Origin of the sequence: Sporosarcina sp. FSL K6-6792 (genome assembly GCF_038004885.1) — a bacterium.
Taxonomy (GTDB): domain Bacteria; phylum Bacillota; class Bacilli; order Bacillales_A; family Planococcaceae; genus Sporosarcina; species Sporosarcina psychrophila.
Map to the genome: position 1 here is coordinate 1330237 of NZ_JBBOSA010000001.1, position 18169 is coordinate 1348405.

At 40.1% G+C, this 18169-nt stretch carries 16 protein-coding genes and 1 riboswitch; of the genes, 7 read left to right on the forward strand and 9 right to left on the reverse strand.

Annotated elements, in window-relative coordinates; translation table 11 throughout:
* Window positions 1-276: 276 nt before the first annotated feature.
* Together MKZ26_RS06370 and MKZ26_RS06375 are read right to left on the reverse strand one after the other, a co-directional pair.
* The gene (locus MKZ26_RS06370) at window positions 277-1257 is read right to left on the reverse strand and encodes a diaminopimelate dehydrogenase (RefSeq protein WP_340765185.1); all 981 of its coding nucleotides are present in this window, start codon (window positions 1255-1257) and stop codon (window positions 277-279) included.
* A 16-nt stretch (window positions 1258-1273) separates the two neighbouring features.
* The gene (locus MKZ26_RS06375; protein ID WP_340765187.1) at window positions 1274-2383 is read right to left on the reverse strand and encodes a hypothetical protein; all 1110 of its coding nucleotides are present in this window, start codon (window positions 2381-2383) and stop codon (window positions 1274-1276) included.
* 168 nt (window positions 2384-2551) lie between these two features.
* Between MKZ26_RS06375 and MKZ26_RS06380 the strand changes: the two genes are divergently transcribed.
* Together MKZ26_RS06380 and queF are read left to right on the forward strand one after the other, a co-directional pair.
* Window positions 2552-3718 (forward strand): MFS transporter, encoded by a 1167-nt coding sequence (locus MKZ26_RS06380; protein ID WP_067207773.1) that lies wholly within the window; start codon window positions 2552-2554, stop codon window positions 3716-3718.
* A 26-nt stretch (window positions 3719-3744) separates the two neighbouring features.
* A riboswitch (PreQ1 riboswitch) is annotated at window positions 3745-3788 on the forward strand.
* A gap of 86 nt (window positions 3789-3874) precedes the next feature.
* Window positions 3875-4372, forward strand: coding sequence for a preQ(1) synthase (gene queF / locus MKZ26_RS06385; protein ID WP_340741825.1), 498 nt, complete (start codon window positions 3875-3877; stop codon window positions 4370-4372).
* A 46-nt stretch (window positions 4373-4418) separates the two neighbouring features.
* On the opposite strand, the gene recQ is transcribed toward queF, so the two are convergent.
* The 6 genes from recQ to MKZ26_RS06415 form a co-directional block, all read right to left on the reverse strand.
* On the reverse strand, window positions 4419-6197 hold the full coding sequence (gene recQ, locus MKZ26_RS06390; protein WP_067207768.1) for a DNA helicase RecQ: 1779 nt from the start codon (window positions 6195-6197) through the stop codon (window positions 4419-4421).
* 54 nt (window positions 6198-6251) lie between these two features.
* On the reverse strand, window positions 6252-6668 hold the full coding sequence (locus MKZ26_RS06395) for a hemerythrin domain-containing protein (protein ID WP_187047326.1): 417 nt from the start codon (window positions 6666-6668) through the stop codon (window positions 6252-6254).
* Between the two features lie 261 nt (window positions 6669-6929).
* Window positions 6930-8339 (reverse strand): SpoVR family protein, encoded by a 1410-nt coding sequence (locus tag MKZ26_RS06400; RefSeq protein ID WP_067207763.1) that lies wholly within the window; start codon window positions 8337-8339, stop codon window positions 6930-6932.
* Window positions 8336-9502, reverse strand: coding sequence for a sporulation protein YhbH (yhbH, locus tag MKZ26_RS06405; RefSeq protein ID WP_067213898.1), 1167 nt, complete (start codon window positions 9500-9502; stop codon window positions 8336-8338). Before yhbH ends, MKZ26_RS06400 begins: the two co-directional genes overlap by 4 nt.
* A gap of 98 nt (window positions 9503-9600) precedes the next feature.
* Window positions 9601-11496 (reverse strand): PrkA family serine protein kinase, encoded by a 1896-nt coding sequence (locus MKZ26_RS06410; RefSeq protein ID WP_067207760.1) that lies wholly within the window; start codon window positions 11494-11496, stop codon window positions 9601-9603.
* A 125-nt stretch (window positions 11497-11621) separates the two neighbouring features.
* Window positions 11622-12449 carry a DUF368 domain-containing protein gene (locus MKZ26_RS06415; protein ID WP_340765190.1) on the reverse strand — a complete coding sequence of 276 codons (828 nt, stop codon included), beginning with the start codon at window positions 12447-12449 and terminating at the stop codon, window positions 11622-11624.
* A 187-nt stretch (window positions 12450-12636) separates the two neighbouring features.
* On the opposite strand from MKZ26_RS06415, the gene MKZ26_RS06420 reads away from it, so the two are divergent.
* From MKZ26_RS06420 to MKZ26_RS06430, 3 genes are all read left to right on the forward strand, one after another.
* Window positions 12637-12843 carry a helix-turn-helix transcriptional regulator gene (locus MKZ26_RS06420; RefSeq protein WP_370569981.1) on the forward strand — a complete coding sequence of 69 codons (207 nt, stop codon included), beginning with the start codon at window positions 12637-12639 and terminating at the stop codon, window positions 12841-12843.
* Complete coding sequence (locus MKZ26_RS06425) at window positions 12840-13322, forward strand: hypothetical protein (protein WP_340765192.1); 483 nt, start codon at window positions 12840-12842, stop codon at window positions 13320-13322. Before MKZ26_RS06420 ends, MKZ26_RS06425 begins: the two co-directional genes overlap by 4 nt.
* Before the next feature lie 916 nt (window positions 13323-14238).
* A complete protein-coding gene (locus MKZ26_RS06430) occupies window positions 14239-14487 on the forward strand; it encodes a hypothetical protein (RefSeq protein WP_340765194.1) in 249 nt (82 codons plus the stop codon).
* A 74-nt stretch (window positions 14488-14561) separates the two neighbouring features.
* Here the strand turns inward: MKZ26_RS06430 and trhO are convergent, their stop codons facing one another.
* A complete protein-coding gene (gene trhO, locus MKZ26_RS06435; protein ID WP_067207745.1) occupies window positions 14562-15536 on the reverse strand; it encodes an oxygen-dependent tRNA uridine(34) hydroxylase TrhO in 975 nt (324 codons plus the stop codon).
* A 499-nt stretch (window positions 15537-16035) separates the two neighbouring features.
* On the opposite strand from trhO, the gene MKZ26_RS06440 reads away from it, so the two are divergent.
* The gene (locus tag MKZ26_RS06440; RefSeq protein WP_340765198.1) at window positions 16036-17547 is read left to right on the forward strand and encodes a polysaccharide deacetylase family protein; all 1512 of its coding nucleotides are present in this window, start codon (window positions 16036-16038) and stop codon (window positions 17545-17547) included.
* Window positions 17548-17784: 237 nt separating this feature from the next.
* Window positions 17785-18168 carry a GntR family transcriptional regulator gene (locus MKZ26_RS06445; RefSeq protein ID WP_067207742.1) on the forward strand — a complete coding sequence of 128 codons (384 nt, stop codon included), beginning with the start codon at window positions 17785-17787 and terminating at the stop codon, window positions 18166-18168.
* The last annotated feature ends 1 nt before the right edge of the window (window position 18169 follow it).

Below are 18169 nucleotides of genomic sequence, written 5' to 3' on the forward strand. Positions count from 1 at the left end.
AACATTTTGGATTGAGAATCAAATAAAGTAGAGAGTTGATTGAAATCACTATATAGTCGGCACTCAACAAGTGGAATGTTCTTCCAAAACAACTTAGTCGCTAGATTTGTTCGTTATACCCTGCAAGATATACCACCTTGTTAACTCCAAATAAGTAGTGCCGAATATATAGTAATAAACAAAACATCTCCATAAAAACAGCGTTACCTCAACTATAGAGGTAACGCTGCCGTTGTTTATTCAAAAAGCAATATGCAATTCTATTTCCAAGTACAATTACAGCAATTCTTTCCGTAAATCTGCAGCACTTTTTGGAGAAAGCAATCCAGGCGCAATGTCGAAGACTGTTTTCGCACCCGTCTCACCGTTTTGATGCAACCTATAAGCTGCGCGTGCGTACGCAACAAGCACGCTTGATGTGAACTCAGGGTTGCTGTCGAGTTTCAAGGAATACTCCATCACTTGTGCGCTGTCTTCCCCTGTCTTACCGCTGCGAATCACGAAACCGCCGTGTGGCATCGCAGAGTGATCCTGTTTCAATTCTTCTTCAGTAATAAAAGTCACTGTCGTATCGTAATCTGTAAAGTAGTCAGGCATCGTGACAATCGTTTCTTTCACTTTGTTGCCGTCAACGCCATCTGCTAAGACTACATAACATTCTCGGGTATGCTTCTCACGCGTAGTCAATTCTGGTAACGAACCGCTACGCACTTTGTCAACTGCGTCCGGAACAGGAATTGTATATTGGACAGCACCTTTTACGCCTTCAATTCTTCTAAGCGCATCGGAATGTCCTTGGCTCAATCCTTTGCCCCAGAACGTGTAAGTAGCACCTTCCGATAAAACTGCTTCGCCGTACAAACGATTGATGGAGAACAAACCTGGATCCCAGCCGACTGAAATGATGGCAATCTTACCGTTAGGTTTAGCCGATGCATCTACAGCTTCAAAATAACCCGGAATTTTCGCATGTGTATCAAAGCTATCTACCGTGTTGAATAGGGCTGATAGTGCCGGTCCTTGTTCTGGCAAATCGTTTTTCGATCCGCCGCAAAGGATGAGTACATCGATTGCATCAGTAAATTTATGAATGTCATCCATCATATGTACGGATACATTGCCATTCAGTAATTTCACATCTTCCGGATTTCTCCTTGTAAACACACCAACTAGTTCCATATCTTTATTTTGACTAATTGCAAATTCAACACCGCGTCCTAAATTTCCGTAACCTGCAATCCCAACTCTAATTGTCATCGTCGTATTTCCCCTTTCAATCTGTTGCATTCAATTTCAGCAATTTATAATATAAGTTTATCTCTTTGTTGGTCATTTTTCTATATAACTCGTCCGCTTTCGTAAAAAAAACTTCATCAATGGCAACGACCCCATAGCCACCGCCATTTTGTCTTAGCACAGGAAGGCCCTCGTATTTTAAGGGATAGCCGCCTTCCTCGCGAATAAACCCTTTTAACGACTTCATATATTTCATAATTTCACTATGCAATTTTTCATTACCATGCATTGGTTCCGATGATGTAAAGATAAATGTCGTCGTCCCACCGTATGAACCTGTTCCGATTGAATCTGCCACATTTTCTGCAATCCATCCTGTAAACCGACCTTTGACACCTAGACGACTAATTTTATCAAAAGCTGAGCTTAGAATTTTAATTTTCATCAAAGACAAGTCTGATTCCTCTTCCTTCAGCTTCTCATTATCAAAATGCATGACCCATCCTCCAGTCGTCATTTCTCGATCTGATACGCTTTCTAGCCCGACAAAAGGTCCGAATTTCCTGGGTTCATCACTATACAGCTCTGCGAAAGTGTTTTGCATATCTTCTTGGACCACTTCGGGCATGTTCACAAGCAGTTGCTTTTCTATTGTGAACACTTCATTCACAATCTGCCCAAAATAGAATGGTATTTCTTTTTGAACACTGATTAATGCTGCAGCCAATCGGGAGCTCTCGTCTTCAAGACGGAGATTCAGCAAAAATGGAATTGTTTCCACCTGACCGTTACCCTTCCAAATAATTGCTTCCATCATTATCCTATCAACAGAAGATTGCACATGCTTCACAGCAATACCCGCTTTAATGATTTCCTCCACATCGAAATAATCCGTTAGAATGAACAATTCGATAGAAGTATCTGCTTTAAGATGCGGGATTAATGACACTCCTGCAGCAAATGATTTGTGAACGCCCCTATATTCAGGTTGTTTCAAATCGGGAGAGGACATGTTTACTAAATCCCTCGCAAAAAACGGTTCGGAATAATGTTCCAAGTCTAGTTGAACGAAAATATATCGCTTTTCAATTTCATTTACAATTTCGCTATCATCTTGTTTTTTAAATAAGTTTGTAAAAAAGCCCACTCACCGTTTCCCCCTTTACCCATTCATATATTTCATTAATCTTATCGTTATCTTTCATTAATTGCTAAAGAATATGTTTTGTTCACAATCTCTCCTTTTCCCCTTAGGTCCAAATAATGCTAAAGTATAGGGTAGGATGTTATCTATTAATTGAAAAGAGGCTTCATTATGCGTGGTTTTGTTTACCTCATCGTTTTCTTCTCGTTTTTTGATTTATTTTCGCAACTGCCTGTCATGAGCCCATTTGCATTATCTCTTGGTGCTACACCATTTTTAGTTGGACTTGCAGTTGGTATGTATTCATTTTCAAATACTATCGGGAATGTCATTTCCGGTTTCATGACTGACAAAAGAGGACCTTTTTTCATACTCGTACTTGGACTATTTGCTTCTGCACTCTCTCTCTTCCTCTACGCGTTTGTTGATGGACCAATGTCATTGCTCGGTGTCCGATTTGTCCATGGTTTTATGGAAGGGCTAATTGTACCAGCTGCGTTCACTTTCCTGGCAAATCGTGCAGAAGAATCTAAACGAGGTAAAAGTGTTGCAATTTCAGGTGCATTCGTTGGATTGGCAGCGATTATCGGTCCAGCTTATGGTGGTATTGTGGCAGCTAAAACAAGTACACCTTTCATTATGGCGGTCAACGGTGGCATCATGATGCTACTGGCAATACTTGCATTCTTTGTTCTCCGATCGTTTACATATGTACGAAAACAGCCTTCAAAAGGAGCTGACAGTTTCCGTGTCAGATATCTTTTCCAACATCCGGGGATGGTCAGAGCATTCGCGGGAGCATTCTTCTTAATGTTCTCACAAGGTGTACTTGCCCTTGTGTTGCCGCTAAAAGTTGAATCACTTGGATTTGATACGAAAACAACGGGGTTGTTACTAAGCACATTTGGCGTCGTCGCTATTCTCATCTTCTTATTGCCCATCAATCGAGTTTTTGACCGTGTACGGCCAGTTGTGACACTTGCATTCGGAATAACACTTATGGGATTAAGTATGCTGTTCCTGAGTCAAGTTGAGGAATTGAATTACTTATATATTGCAATGTGTATTTATGGGGCTGGATTCGCTTTCCTCTTCCCATCCATCAACTCGCTGCTAATCGATTCTTCATCTCCTGAATTTCGCGGGAAAGCATATGGTTACTTTTACGCGTTCTTCTCGATTGGTGTCGTTGCAGGTTCAAGCTTGATTGGATTCTTGGACTTGGAGTACCGAGGCGCTTTCATGCTGACAGGATTCATCCTCCTCGCTGTCGCTTTATATGCCTTGATTGGCTTGAAGAAAAAAGGATCTATTGACAAATCATCGCACGTCCTATAATGTCAGATACGAAATGAATACCCTGTTCGGGAGAGGTTCATAGCGACCCTCTATAAAAAACTATGGATGACGGAATTTACGCCATGTGCATTCGATATGGCCGTTTTCCCGGCGCCTATGGACCTCCCTGACAAACTATACGGGAGGTTTTTTTAATTGGCTGGAAGAGATGAAGCAACATTGACCGACTTAACTTTGCTCGGCAATCAAAACACGAAATACGTGTACGAGTACAACCCCGATGTTTTAGAGGCTGTCGACAATATGCATGTGGATCGCGATTACTTTGTTAAATTCAACTGTCCGGAGTTTACATCACTTTGTCCGATGACAGGGCAACCCGATTTCGCGACGATGTATATCAGTTTTGTGCCGGATAAAAAACTTGTGGAGAGTAAAGCACTCAAATTATATCTATTCAGTTTCCGAAATCATGGCGACTTTCATGAAGACTGCGTCAATATTATTATGAATGACATAATCAAACTAATTGAACCGCGTTATATCGAAGTATGGGGGAAATTTACGCCGCGTGGCGGCTTGTCAATCGATCCTTATTGCAACTATGGCAAACCCGAAACAAAATATGAACAAATGGCGGAACACCGGATGATGAATCACGATATGTATCCAGAAAAAGTTGATAATAGATAATTTGATAACAAAAAACCATCCGGACTGTTCATTGTCCGGATGGTTTTTATGCGTTTTGCATTTGAAAAGTCTTGATTTCTTCCATGAAAGCTTCCCCGTATCTTTCCAATTTCGCAAGACCAACACCATTTACTTCGAGGAAATCATCATTTGTAACAGGCATTCTTGCCGCCATATCACGCAACGTTTTATCTGAAAAGACGACGAACGGCGGTACACCCGCTTCTTGAGCCAGTTTCATACGTAGTGCACGAAGCTGGTCGAATAGTGGATCATCATTCGCAACTTGCATTGTAATAACAGTCACTTTTCGATTGACTGTCACTTTACCTGTCAGCACATCTTTCCCTTGTTCACTGACGTAAATGGTTGGAAACTGCCCATTCTCCACGCCAAGATAACTTTCTGAAATGATGAACTCGATGAAATCAGATATATCTTTTGCGCTACGCCCTTTCATTAAACCGTATGTCGTTAATTTATCGAAACCGAATTCAATCACCTTCTTGTTCCGAGATCCTGTTAATACTTGTGCAATCATCGCCTTGCCAAACCGTTGTCCCATTCGAATGACACATGACAATACTTTTTGAACGTCTTCAGTCACATCCGTACTTTCACGTGTGTCGGTACAATTTGCACAGCGACCGCAGTCCTTCACATCTGTCTCTCCGAAATACAAAATAATGAATTTCTGAAGGCATGTTTCTGTATGGCAATAGTCAATCATTGACTGCAATTTTTCAAGCTCTGCCGGAATTCTGCTTGGGTCTTGTGACTGATCAATCAAGAAACGCTGGGTTTGTACATCCTGTGATGAAAATAGCACAGTACAAGCACTGTCAAGCCCATCACGTCCTGCACGCCCTGCCTCCTGATAATAGCTCTCCATGTTTTTCGGCATCTGGTAATGAATAACATAGCGGATATTGGATTTATCAATTCCCATGCCGAATGCATTTGTCGCAACCATGACTGACGCCTCATCATTCAAAAAACGGTCTTGCCCAGACTGACGTTCAATGTCTCCAAGTCCAGCATGATATTTCGCAACAGACACTCCACTTTTTTGAAGAATGTCGTGCACATGATCAACCGCTTTTCGTGTAGCAGCGTAGATAATGCCCGCTTCTCCTTCATTTTTACGGACGTATTCTTTTACAAATTTTTCACGGTCTTGCCCTTTGACGACCGAAAAAGTGAGGTTTGCCCGCTCAAATCCAGTCATAACCGTATTATTTTCACTAATTCCAAGCTGACGGCAAATATCTTCCCGGACAGCTGGTGTGGCAGTAGCTGTTAGTGCAAGGAGAACCGGCTTTTTATCAAATAGAGAAACAATACTGCTTATATTGCGGTAACTTGGACGGAAATCGTGACCCCATTGCGAAATACAATGTGCTTCGTCAATAGCGACCATCGGAATTGTCATCCGCCGCAACTGATTTTTGAAAGACGGTGAGTCAAGACGTTCAGGGGCGACGTAAAGAAGCTGATACTCGCCCAACACGGCTCTCTCCATTGTTTCAAAGTATTCCTCGGATGAAAGTGAACTATTGATATACGCTGCGGGAATCCCTACTTGGTGGAGTGCATCGACTTGGTCTTTCATCAGTGAAATAAGTGGTGAAATAACAAGAACGGTCCCATCCATCACGAGTGCGGGCACTTGGTAACAGACAGACTTCCCGCCCCCCGTTGGCATAACGCAAAGTGTATCCTGATAGCTCATAACGCCCCGGATAACTTGCTCCTGACCTGTCCTAAAAGAAGGATACCCAAAATATGTTGTCAATATTGATAAAGCTTTTTCGATTTGGACCATCTCCTAACTATATATCAAAGAAAAAAGCACCGGTTAATGGCGCTTAAAGTAGTATTAGTTTTCAAAAAGCATGCGTTCTTCATCGCGGCTATGTATTTCATTGACGACGATTAATGCATGAAACCTATGAAGTACAGCAGGACTCAGATTTTCGTCCTCACGCAGTTGTTCAATATCCTTCACGATAATCCGTAGCAAATCATGGTCTCGTGTCAATTGAACAACAGTGTCCTTCAGATCAGGATTCCGTTCGGCAACTTCTCCGTAAAACCCTTGTTCTTCGGCATCCGCGTGACTGATAACACGTGTCTTCCAGTATTCAATTAAATCATCAGCCGCCTGGTTCGCCAACGCAAGATCACCCTGTTGAAGAAATTCCATCATACCCTCTGTCTTACTAACTGCCCCTGAAAGTCCGCCTTCATGAATTGCGCGGTGGGAGTGTAGTTTCTTAAGTGCTGGTCCAGCCATTTCATTCACTCTCCCGTCTTAAGCTTTACTTTAAGAATAACAGATTATGCGGCGTATTGAAATGAAAGTCCGTTCGCCATTATATGAATTTCGTTTTCATTGATGTTTTACCTTTTGCCACTTCGATTTCCATATAAGCACCATTAACGAATGTATTTCCCAGTCCGTGAATCTTTACCCCGTTGGAATTTAGACGAGAAAAAACCCCACAACCGAAAATCCGATCGCGGGATAGTACTACTTCTAATTATTGGTTATCACTTAAACATACCGTCGATATACTTTGTTCCGATCATATGAATAGACGACTTGCAAATTCTCTACATACGTTTCTAGATGTACAATCCGTCCCCATAATTGATAAATATAAGGAAGCACACTTTCTAAATACTTAAGATCCAGCTCGGTCCCCTCGTATTTATGCACCAAATACAGTTCTCCGTTGCGCAAGTAATCCCCATTTTCAACTACGATATATGGAAAACCACCGTTTACACGCATGGATACTAGTTGATTTCTTACATTTTCATAATCTTTAGTAGTAATTTGATAGTTGCCGCCCTTTTTTTCAAAGAGATATAAATCTTCCTGTTGAACTAACTCTTTGGTGACATAGTTGCGGATAAAGGATATATCCGATTCAATTTCTCTCACTTCAAAGATTTTTTCTATACCCGTGTTAGGCTGGACCCCTAACCGTCTCAATTTCTCCGTCGGATTATTGTATCTCTTTTCAATATCCTCGTAGATTTTCAATCCTAGATAATAGGGATTAATCGAGGTTTTCGAAGGCTGGATAACATTCGCATTCAATGTAGCAAATTCGATTGTTTCATCAGAGGTTAAATCCATTTCCCTCAAGATACGTTGATGCCAAAATGATGCCCAGCCCTCATTCATAATTTTCGTTTCAAGCTGTGGCCAAAAGTAGAGCATTTCCTCTCGCATCATCGTTAATATATCACGTTGCCATTCTTCCAGTTCTCGACTATACTCCAAAATGAATAGCAAAAGATCTTTTTCCTGATTTTGGGGTACTTTCTTTCCCTTTGGTGTTGTTACTTTCTTCTCTGCCGCTTTTCTATCCAAATTCCATAAATCATCATAAGGCGTTTTCCGTATAATTTCTTCTTCAACACTTTCCTCATCCAAATCATCAGCTGGCCGTTGAGGCCTTAGTATAGAAGGATCAATATGTTCCTGAATGGCTAATACAGCATCTAAAAAACGTTCTACCTCATCTTTACCATGGATCATTTCATAATTCGCAATGCGCTCAGCCGTTGCAGTCATACTCTCTACCATATCTTTTCTTGTGTTAGAGAATCGAACATTATTTTTGAAAAAATCACAATGGGCAAGAACATGGGCAACAATAAGTTTGTTTTGAATAAGGCTGTTCGTATCCAGCAAAAACGCATAACAAGGATTTGAATTAATGACTAACTCATAGATTTGACTCAAACCAAGATCATATTGCAACTTCATTTTATGAAATTGTTTTCCAAAACTCCAATGAGTAAAACGGGTTGGCATCCCATACGCACCAAATGTGTAAATTATATCGGCAGGGCAAATTTCATACCGCATGGGATAATAGTCGAGACCAAATCCAGTTGCGATTTCTGTGATTTCATCAATCGCACGGTGAAGCGCTTTTATTTCCGTCAATCGAATCCCTCCAAGTTTTTATGGAAGAAGCTTTTAAGCGCAAAGTAAACATCTCGTTTTTCTTTCAATATATAATGACGGAATTTAGGGTCATCGATTTTTTTAAATGAGGACATCATTGTTGAAAAACGATTATAGGCATTTACCTCACCGTAACCAAACATATTGGAAACAGCCATAAGTTCTTGAACAAGCTTTATACATTTTTCATTATCAGATGACATGTTTTCTCCATCGGAAAAGTGAAATGGATAGATATTATAGCGTACAGGATTGTATTTATTTTCAATCAATTCAAGTGCTTTTATATACGCGGATGAACAAATGGTACCCCCACTTTCCCCTTTCGAGAAAAAGTCCTCTTCAGTTACCACTTTTGCTTCTGTATGATGCGCAATAAATTCAAATTCAACTGTTTCATATTTCGTGCGCAAAAAATTAGCCATCCAAAAGAAAAAACTTCTCGCCATCATTTTTTCGAAATTACCCATTGATGCACTCGTATCCATCATGGCAAGAACTACTGCTTTAGATTCAGGTTTTTTCACATCATCCCATGTCTTAAAACGTAAATCATCATTGTGAAAGGGTGCGATTTCAGCTTTCCCTTTGATGGCATTCCTTTTAATAGCAGTTAAAATCGTGCGTTTTTTATCAATATTTCCGATAAGTCCTTTTTTTCGGATATCATTAAACTCAATTTTTTCAGCCGTGTTTTCGGCCTGCTCTTTTTGTTCCAAATCCGGTAATTCCATTTCTTTAAACAAGGCATCCTCTAATTCAGCAATCGAGACTTCTGCTTCATAATAGTCTTCCCCCGCTTGATCCCCGGCTTGTTTCCCTGTCCCTGGCCCACTTTTCCCCTGCGATCCATCTTTCGCAACCACATCACCTACTTGGCTATCTCCATTTCCTTGCCCTACATGCTTTGATTTGTCATGATTGTATCGAATTTTATATTCATCTAGCGAACGTATGGGGATTTTAATAACGTCCTTACCTTTTGACAAAATAATACTTTCCTCACTGATTAAATCAGGCAAGTTATTTTGAATAGCTTCTTTCACTTTATCTAAGTGACGTTGCTGATCTTGATGGCCCTTTCGGTGAAGAGACCAGTTTTCTTGTGAGATAGCAAAATGTTCATTGTCTTTTTCACTCATCTTCATCCACACCCATCTTTTAGCCAATGTATGCTTGTGATTTTTAGAAAAAAACAAGACCAATACTTCATCAGTCTTGTTCTTTTATCTTCCAGCATTTATCGATTTAGTAGACTTCCAACATAGCGCAACAATTCATTTGCCGAAATTGAATTATAACCATACTCATCGATAAGTCGTGCGATGACTTCATTCACCTTTTTAAGATGCGATTCGTCTGGAGTTTTGGATGAAGTCGTAATTTTGACAACATCTTTTAAATCTGAAAACAGTTTCTTTTGAATGGCTTCTCGCAAACGCTCATGGGAATTATAGTCAAAACGCTTTCCTTTCCTTGCATAAGCGGAAAGTCGAATGAGAATTTCCTCTCGAAAAGCTTTTTTAGCATTTTCCGAAATACCAATTTGTTCTTCAATGGAACGCATCAATTTTTCGTCCGGATTCATTTCTTCTCCTGTTAAAAAATCTCGCAATTTGTTTTTATTGCAATAGGCTTCAACATTATCGAGGTAGTTATCCATCATCGATACCGCGGACTCTTCATATGAATAAACGAATGCTTTTTGTACTTCTTTCTTTGCAATTTCATCAAATTCTTTTCTTGCGATTGCAATATAGTTCATATACTTTTCACGGTCTGCTTGTGAAATGGAAGCATGCTGGTCTAGCCCATCTTTCAAAGAACGTAAGACATCTAGTGCATTAATTGAAGAAACTTCTTTTCGAATGATAGCCGATGAAATTCGGTTGATGACATAACGTGGATCAATGCCGTTCATTCCTTCATTCGGAAACTCCTTCTTCAATTCCTCTACATCCATTTGATTAAATCCTTCAACACTTTCCCCGTCGTAAAGACGCATTTTCTTTACAACATCGATTCCTTGTTTCTTAGAATCTTCCAGACGTGTCAACACTGAAAATATCGCAGCTACCTTAAATGCATGTGGAGCAATATGAACATGCGTCATATCACTTTCTTTAATCATTTTTTCGTAAATACACTCTTCTTGGCTAACTTTTAGATTATAAGGAATCGGCATTACAATAATTCTTGAGTGAAGAGCCTCATTTTTTTTATTGGCAATAAAAGATCGGTACTCTGTTTCATTCGTATGCGCGACAATTAGTTCATCTGCGCTAATCAACGCGAACCTGCCCGCCTTAAAGTTACCTTCCTGGGTCAGCGATAATAAATGCCATAGAAACTTCTCATCCAGCTTCAGCATTTCCTGAAATTCCATCATGCCTCTGTTTGCTTTATTCAATTCACCGTCAAAGCGATAAGCACGCGGATCCGATTCGGAACCAAATTCGGCAATTGTAGAAAAGTCGATACTTCCCGTTAAATCCGCAATATCCTGTGATTTTGGATCGGAAGGTGTAAATGTTCCAATACCGACACGTTTGTCTTCCGAGAAAAAGATTCGTTCTACCAGTACATTTTCAATTTCACCATCGTATTCTTGTTCAAGTCGCATAGAATTTAACGGCGACAGGCTTCCTTCAATACGAATACCATACCCCTCTAAAAAATCTTTGCGTAAATGCTGCGGGATTAAATGTAGCGGATCTTCATGCATTGGACAGCCTTTGATGGCGTAAACCGCACCCTCGTCTGTTTTAGAATAGTTCTCAAGTCCGCGTTTCAATAAAGTCACGATTGTAGATTTACCACCACTCACTGGACCCATCAACAACAGAATCCGTTTACGAACCTCTAGTCTTTTAGCTGCGGGATGAAAGTATTCTTCCACAAGTCTTTCGATTGACTCTTCCAGTCCAAAAATCTCTTCTCCAAAAAATTGATAGAGCCTGTTACCATCTTTCTCCACTAATCCAGAGCTTTTAATCATATTATAAACACGTGAATGTGCTGTTTGTGCGACTTCTTTTCTGTCCTTCACTATGGCTAGGTACTCAGCAAACGTGCCTTCCCACTTAAGTCTGTTTTCTTCTTCTCGGAAATTTCTTACTTTGTTTAATATATCCATCAATTTCCCTCCAGTCAGGGCATGTTTTATCCATAGTATGCGAGGAGGGAAGTTATAATGACGGTCAATATGAAAAGTGCCACATCCAGAAACGGTTCAATCCGTTTCAGATGCGGCACTTTTCACTACTTATTGACGATTGATGTTTTGTTCGGTGAACTGAACATATTCGCGACGACGAGACCTGTAAAGAACGCAATAACACTCATGACAAACGGTGTTCCACTTTCAGGAATCCCGGGATAGATGACGAATAACGAACCTACAATAAGTCCGATAATCACAGCAAACATGATGTACTTAAAATGCTTCAGCAAATAACTGATTGCTTTGTTGCTGACGATGAACCCCACAATGATTCCTGCACCGATAACAGCGATAATTGGTAAATTAAAGTTTGCTAGTGCACCAATTGCCGTCGAATAGACGCCCAAAACCAGCAAAATGAATGAACCGCTAATACCCGGCAATAACATGGCGATACTTCCCGCCCATCCAGCGAAAAAGAGTCCAATCGTATTGGAGGCAGTCAGAGATGTAATGACCGCTGTATCTTGTGGTTTAATGAATGCCAGTGAAGCGAGTGCTCCTCCAACTAATAGAATGACTATGAAATGTTGCCATGTAAAATTTCTTTTCACACCTGCTTGCTTTGTAATAAAAGGTAGTACGCCGACGACAAGCCCCATAAAGAAATACTGAGTAGGCGCAGGCTGATTTTTAATTAAGTATTCGATTACCCTGCTGAAGAGTAAAAGTGTAGTACCGATTCCAATACCTAATGGCAATAAAAACCCAATATGTTTTTTCCAATTACGGCTGAAAAACCCGTTAATCGATGCTAGTAATTCATCATAAATACCCAAAATGAACGCAATTCTTCCTCCGCTCACACCAGGAATAAGATCGCTAATCCCCATAAAGAATCCACGATATAAATTTCTCCACTGCATAACTATAGTTCCTCCAATATCAATTGACTGTTCTTAGTATAACACTTTGACATGCTTATAAGTAAGAGGGTAAGTGACAATTTAAGCCTACTATATGTAAAGCAAAGCATCCTTTTTGTATAGTTAACTTTACAAAAGGAATATCCTACTATACAATCAACTTAACATTCAGCAAGGAGGAATCCATTTGCTTACAAACCGCGTGAAGGAATTAAGAGCGCGTTTCAATTTGACACAAGGTGATCTCGCCGACAAGGTTGGGGTAACAAGACAGACAATCGTCTCGCTCGAAAAGGGTAGCTACACCCCTTCCCTACTATTAGCTATGAATATCGCAGAAGTATTTGAAATGCCGATTGAGAGAATTTTTTCAAAAGAGGAGAAAAATAAATGAGTATGTACATTACAGTGTTTTTAAGGATTATGCTACTGTTATCTCTAGCGGTAATGGTTTTTGATTATTTAAGGGTAGAGCAGCTATTTATTCAAATGGACCGAGGCTATATTGATGGGTTTGAAGTCTCTATCACTCGATGGCCAGGGTTTATTTTTATAATTATTGTCATTTTATTTGTCATCATAAATACCATACAATTTATTCTCGTCCGTAAAAACAAACACTCTGTTTTGAATGCATTCTTAGCCGTAGAATACGATGTTTCAGACGAACGAGCTGTTCAAATTACACATAAAGCAGTCAGTAATTCATTCGTCTTTATTTTGGTTTACTCATTTTTTATTGTTGGATCTTATATGTTCATTCCAAATTATTTTGTTGATTATATTTGGTATCCACTCTTTACAACAGTCTCCATTCCTATAGTTGGATTGCTGACGTATTTAATTTCATTTAAAGTACTGCAACATAAGTAATGAATGTGTGCGGATTTCAGATGAGAAGTTTAACGATAGCCTAATCTCTTAGAGTTTTGATGATTATTACATTTAGTCTTCATGTATCGGGCACCTATTATTATGATTCAACTATATATGTTGAACAAATGAATACGGCGTATGCGCTTTACAAGGGATTATGGTAGGCCACTGAAAAAGCCCTTGTAATTGGAATGAAATAGGATTCCCACTAATACCGCTTCGACGCTTTGTGGATGCCTCCCGCGATAAGCCAGAAAGAAGACCCCTTTCAGTCTTATCGCTCCGGCTACCACGAAGTCGCGCCTTCGCTGGATGTTCTATGCGAGAAAGCGCATTTCATTATTAGTGGTGAAATCTGCAACCTGGATTGCGTCTTTCTTGACTATAATTATATATGTTGAATCCGGTATATATACTGAGCGAAGGCGCCTTAACAGGGGTAGTCGAAGCCATAAGACTGGCGGCGAAGCTGCTTGGCTTATGGCGGGAGGCATCCCCTAGCGCCGTAGCGGTTCAATGGGATTCTTTATTTCAATTTATATAGTATCAACTAGTAATCACCTTACAATCTCGGCATATACATCTCAAGATTACATTTCTCTCAATAATGAACACCCTATCGCAGGCGCGGCAAAGGGGTCGCCGAAGCCTTAAGACTGGATGCGAAGCGCTAATCCAGGCTTACGGTGAGAGGCATCCCCGAAGCGCCGAGTGTTCTACAATCCACACCCCGAATTACAACTCTCTCATTATCGAGAACCACAGCAGATTCAATGGGATTCTTTAATTCAACATATATACATCACACAATAGTCCAAGTCCTTATTTCATGCTTTCCTTTCGGATTGTATTAGGGCTCATTTGTTTTCAGCAGTATAAGCATAGAAAGAACAGTCCTGACGGTCGGTTTATTATGAAGGAAATGATTTTGCCTGAATTTTATTCGAATGATGAGCGGGAAGCAGTAATAACTGGAAGAGCGGTAAAAGATGCGCTTTCAGCCATACTTCTTTTCACTCCTATCGCCCTAGCGGCAATGGCTTTGGCCCTGATCTTCGAGGGAGAATTCCGGCTTATGTTGTCTTTATTGATTACTTCTTCCATCCCGATTGCCGGTTTGATCGCTTATTACTTTTCTTATCGCCACCATTATTTACGATAAAAATCTGACGAATTATTTTCTATACTTCCAACAAAAAACGCCTAAACAGATAAATCTGTTTAGGCGTTTTTCATTTAAATAGCTTGCATTTCATTTTTACGACGTTCAATTGCTTCGAGACGCTCGTCATATTGTTCTACTGTCAAGTTATGCTCAACGAAGTAACGGTTCCGCGGGTGTGTACGACATTCGTCCGTACAACTGCGCATATACAAGTGCTCATTTTCTTCAGAACAAATGATTTTTGCGTTACATATCGGATTTGCACAGTTCACGTAGCGTTCACACGGCGTATCATCAAAATGATCACGGCCGACGATTACATGCTCCACTTGATTGATTGGAACCGCAATTCGCTCGTCAAATACGTAACATTGTCCGTCCCAAAGCTGACCTTTGGCAACAGGATCTTTTCCGTACGTGACGATTCCTCCGTGCAATTGACCAACATCTTCAAAACCTTCACGTACAAGCCAACCGGAGAATTTTTCACAACGTATTCCACCAGTGCAATACGTCAGGATTTTCTTCCCTTCGAACTGTTCTTTGTTGTCGCGAATCCACTCAGGCAGGTCGCGGAAGTTTTCAATTTCTGGACGAACTGCTCCACGGAAATGTCCAAGATCGAATTCGTAATCATTACGTGCATCAATGACAACTGTATCTTCATCTTGCATTTGCTTGAAGAACTCTTCAGGGCTTAAGTAATTACCCGTTAATTCATTTGGGTTTATATCATCAGGTAAGCTCAAGTTAACGATTTCTTCACGAGCGCGCACATGCATTTTTTTGAATGTATGTCCATCTGCTTCGTCGATTTTGTAAACGATATCTTTGAAACGATCATCGCTTTTCATCATGTCCATGTACGCTTCCGTCTGTTCAACGGTTCCCGAACATGTACCGTTAATTCCTTCAGTACCTAAAATAATACGACCTTTTAAACCTATTTCATTACATGCCGCCAAATGTTCAACAGCTAACGTTTCAGGATCTTCAATCGTTACATATTTGTAATAGAGAAGAACCTGGTATGCGTTTTTTTCCATTTTTTCCAACCACCTTGTTTTTATAATTGCATGTTATAGCAACAACCGGCTCGGATTATTCACAAATAATTGTAAATATACAAAAGCAAACCCGTATTTGCAAGATCCGGGACGCTGATATTATATCACAAATAGACAAAAGCGCAAGCGCCTGTTCAGAGACGGCAGGCACAAGACGAGCTGGCGAAGCCGATTTTTTACCGCACAGCAGAACCGACTTATGACCCGAGCCTCTAGGCGCTGAAGTCTGGACGTAGCAAGCTTCTTTAGCTACGTTAGTCAAGAATTATTCCTAGTCAATATATACCCAAATTACCCTTCTATTAACTAAGGTTAATTAGTTTTCCCGAATTTTATGTCAATACTTGGTACATTTCTTTTTTTCATGTATACTATAAAAGTATGTTTAATGATAGATTTCGACATATATATAACTTTTTGAAACTATTAACGAGACTCATCCGTCTAACTTTTTATAAACAGTAAAGGAGCCTACAACATGAAAAATATGCACCGAAAACGTCGTTCATCCTGGATTGACATTACATTTTCAATAGCTATCATCGCATTAACCGTATCGGCCATCTATTTAATTTCACAAACTACTAAGAACGAGGCTTCTTCGCTTCCTGAAAAGAACAAGGCTTCAACTTCGGTCGTAATCGATACGATTGACTCCCATTATCCAGGTATTAAAATTATTACGGAAACTTCTAATGATACATATATTCCATTTGCCATTCAATATCCGCAAAGTTTACATAGTCCATTCAATGAAGCTATTTCCAAATACATAACAACAGCTAAACAAAACTATTTAACTACAATGGCAGAAAACAAAAAAAACGGTAGTAAATTCACAGGTGAACTCAACATTTCTTTTGAAACCCTTTCCCATTATTCAGGAAACTATTCGTTTGTTCTTGTTAACAGTAGTTCAACCGGCGGGGCAAACGGTACAACCGATATTCGATCATTCCATTTGAATCCTGAAACAGGAGAAACGTTTACAATTGCGGACCTCTTTGGACGTGATCCAAAAAATCTCGAACAACTTTCTACTTTAGCACGCGAAGCAATATACAACGATCCTTTACTTGCAGATCACGTTTTCCCGGAAGAAGTGCATCTCCAGACTGAACCAATCTGGGCAAACTTCGATAATTTCGCAATCACGGATGAATCTCTTATTCTATATTTCGATGAATACGAACTAGCAGCGGGAGCAGCCGGTCCACCGATTATCGTAATTCCAGTGAGTGATATAAACAGCTTACTTTCCGAAAAGTTCCAATTGGTAGTTGAAGATACTGATGAGAATACGATTACCAAAGATCCGGTGAAGGAGGAAAATCCAGCTACCCCTCCTAAGGATACAGAATCCTCTACAAATCAAGGCAACAACGATAGTGATACTACTGAAGATGAAACGGAAGGATCCACAGAAGAAGTCGATGATGGCATTAAACAAATTGCCCTTACATTCGATGATGGGCCCGATCCTAAAGTGACCATTCAAATTCTTGAGACGTTAAATAAATACGATGCAAAAGCAACATTTTTCATGCTTGGTAGTCGGGTTGAATACTATCCGGAGATCGCAAAAAAAGTACAAGAAGCAGGTCACGAGCTTGGGAATCATACCTGGAACCACCCTGATTTAACAAAGGCAAACGTCGAAAAGGTGCGCAGTGAAATCAACGAGACGTCTTCCATTATTGAAAATGTCACCGGTCAGAAAGTAACTGCATTCAGGCCCCCTTATGGCGCAGTTAACAAAACTGTTCGTAGCCAAACAAACTTACCTGTTGTTCTATGGGATGTAGATACGCTCGACTGGAAACACCGTGATCCAGACAAACTTCTTGCACATGTAAAAGGTGCGACAAAAGATGGCAGCATTATTCTTATGCACGATATTCACCAATCGACAGCGGATGGTCTCGATGCAGTTCTAGCTTACTTGCAAAGTGAAGGTTATACATTCGTCAAAGTTTCAGAGTTACAATAAATAGTCACTTTACTCCCCCTGGACTGGATGTTCAGGGGTTTTTAGTTTAACTTGAGTCAGTAGAAGACTCTGCTGTTTCAAGTTAAGCCTCCAACGGATGTCACAAATTTTGAAAGGTGTTAATTGCGCAAGCGCAACTAGGCCAAGGCGTAATTGATTAATGTAAACCAACACTTGCTCTATACATAATAGAACACATTTGTTATAATAGAATTAGAACAGTTAGGAGGTAATCAAATGTTCATCCAAATCGAACCGGAATCGGATATACCAATTTACGCACAATTAGCCTCCCAACTAATCGAAGCGATTGCTCGCGGAATACTGGTAGGCGGGGATGCGCTACCATCCGTTCGATCATTAGCAGCAGACCTTGGCATGAATATGCATACCGTCAATAAGGCTTACCATGAACTTGAAAGAAAAGAAATCATTCGGATTGTTCCAAAGTCAGGAGCTATCGTCAATCCTCTTTCACAAGATGACATTCGTGGGGATCATCTTGAAAGAATTTCCACAGAAATAAAACCAATCATCGCAGAAGCAATCGTGCTCGGGATGAAACCTGAAGCTATTAATAAATTAATTTCATCTATCATTTTATCTATTAAGGAGGAGTAAA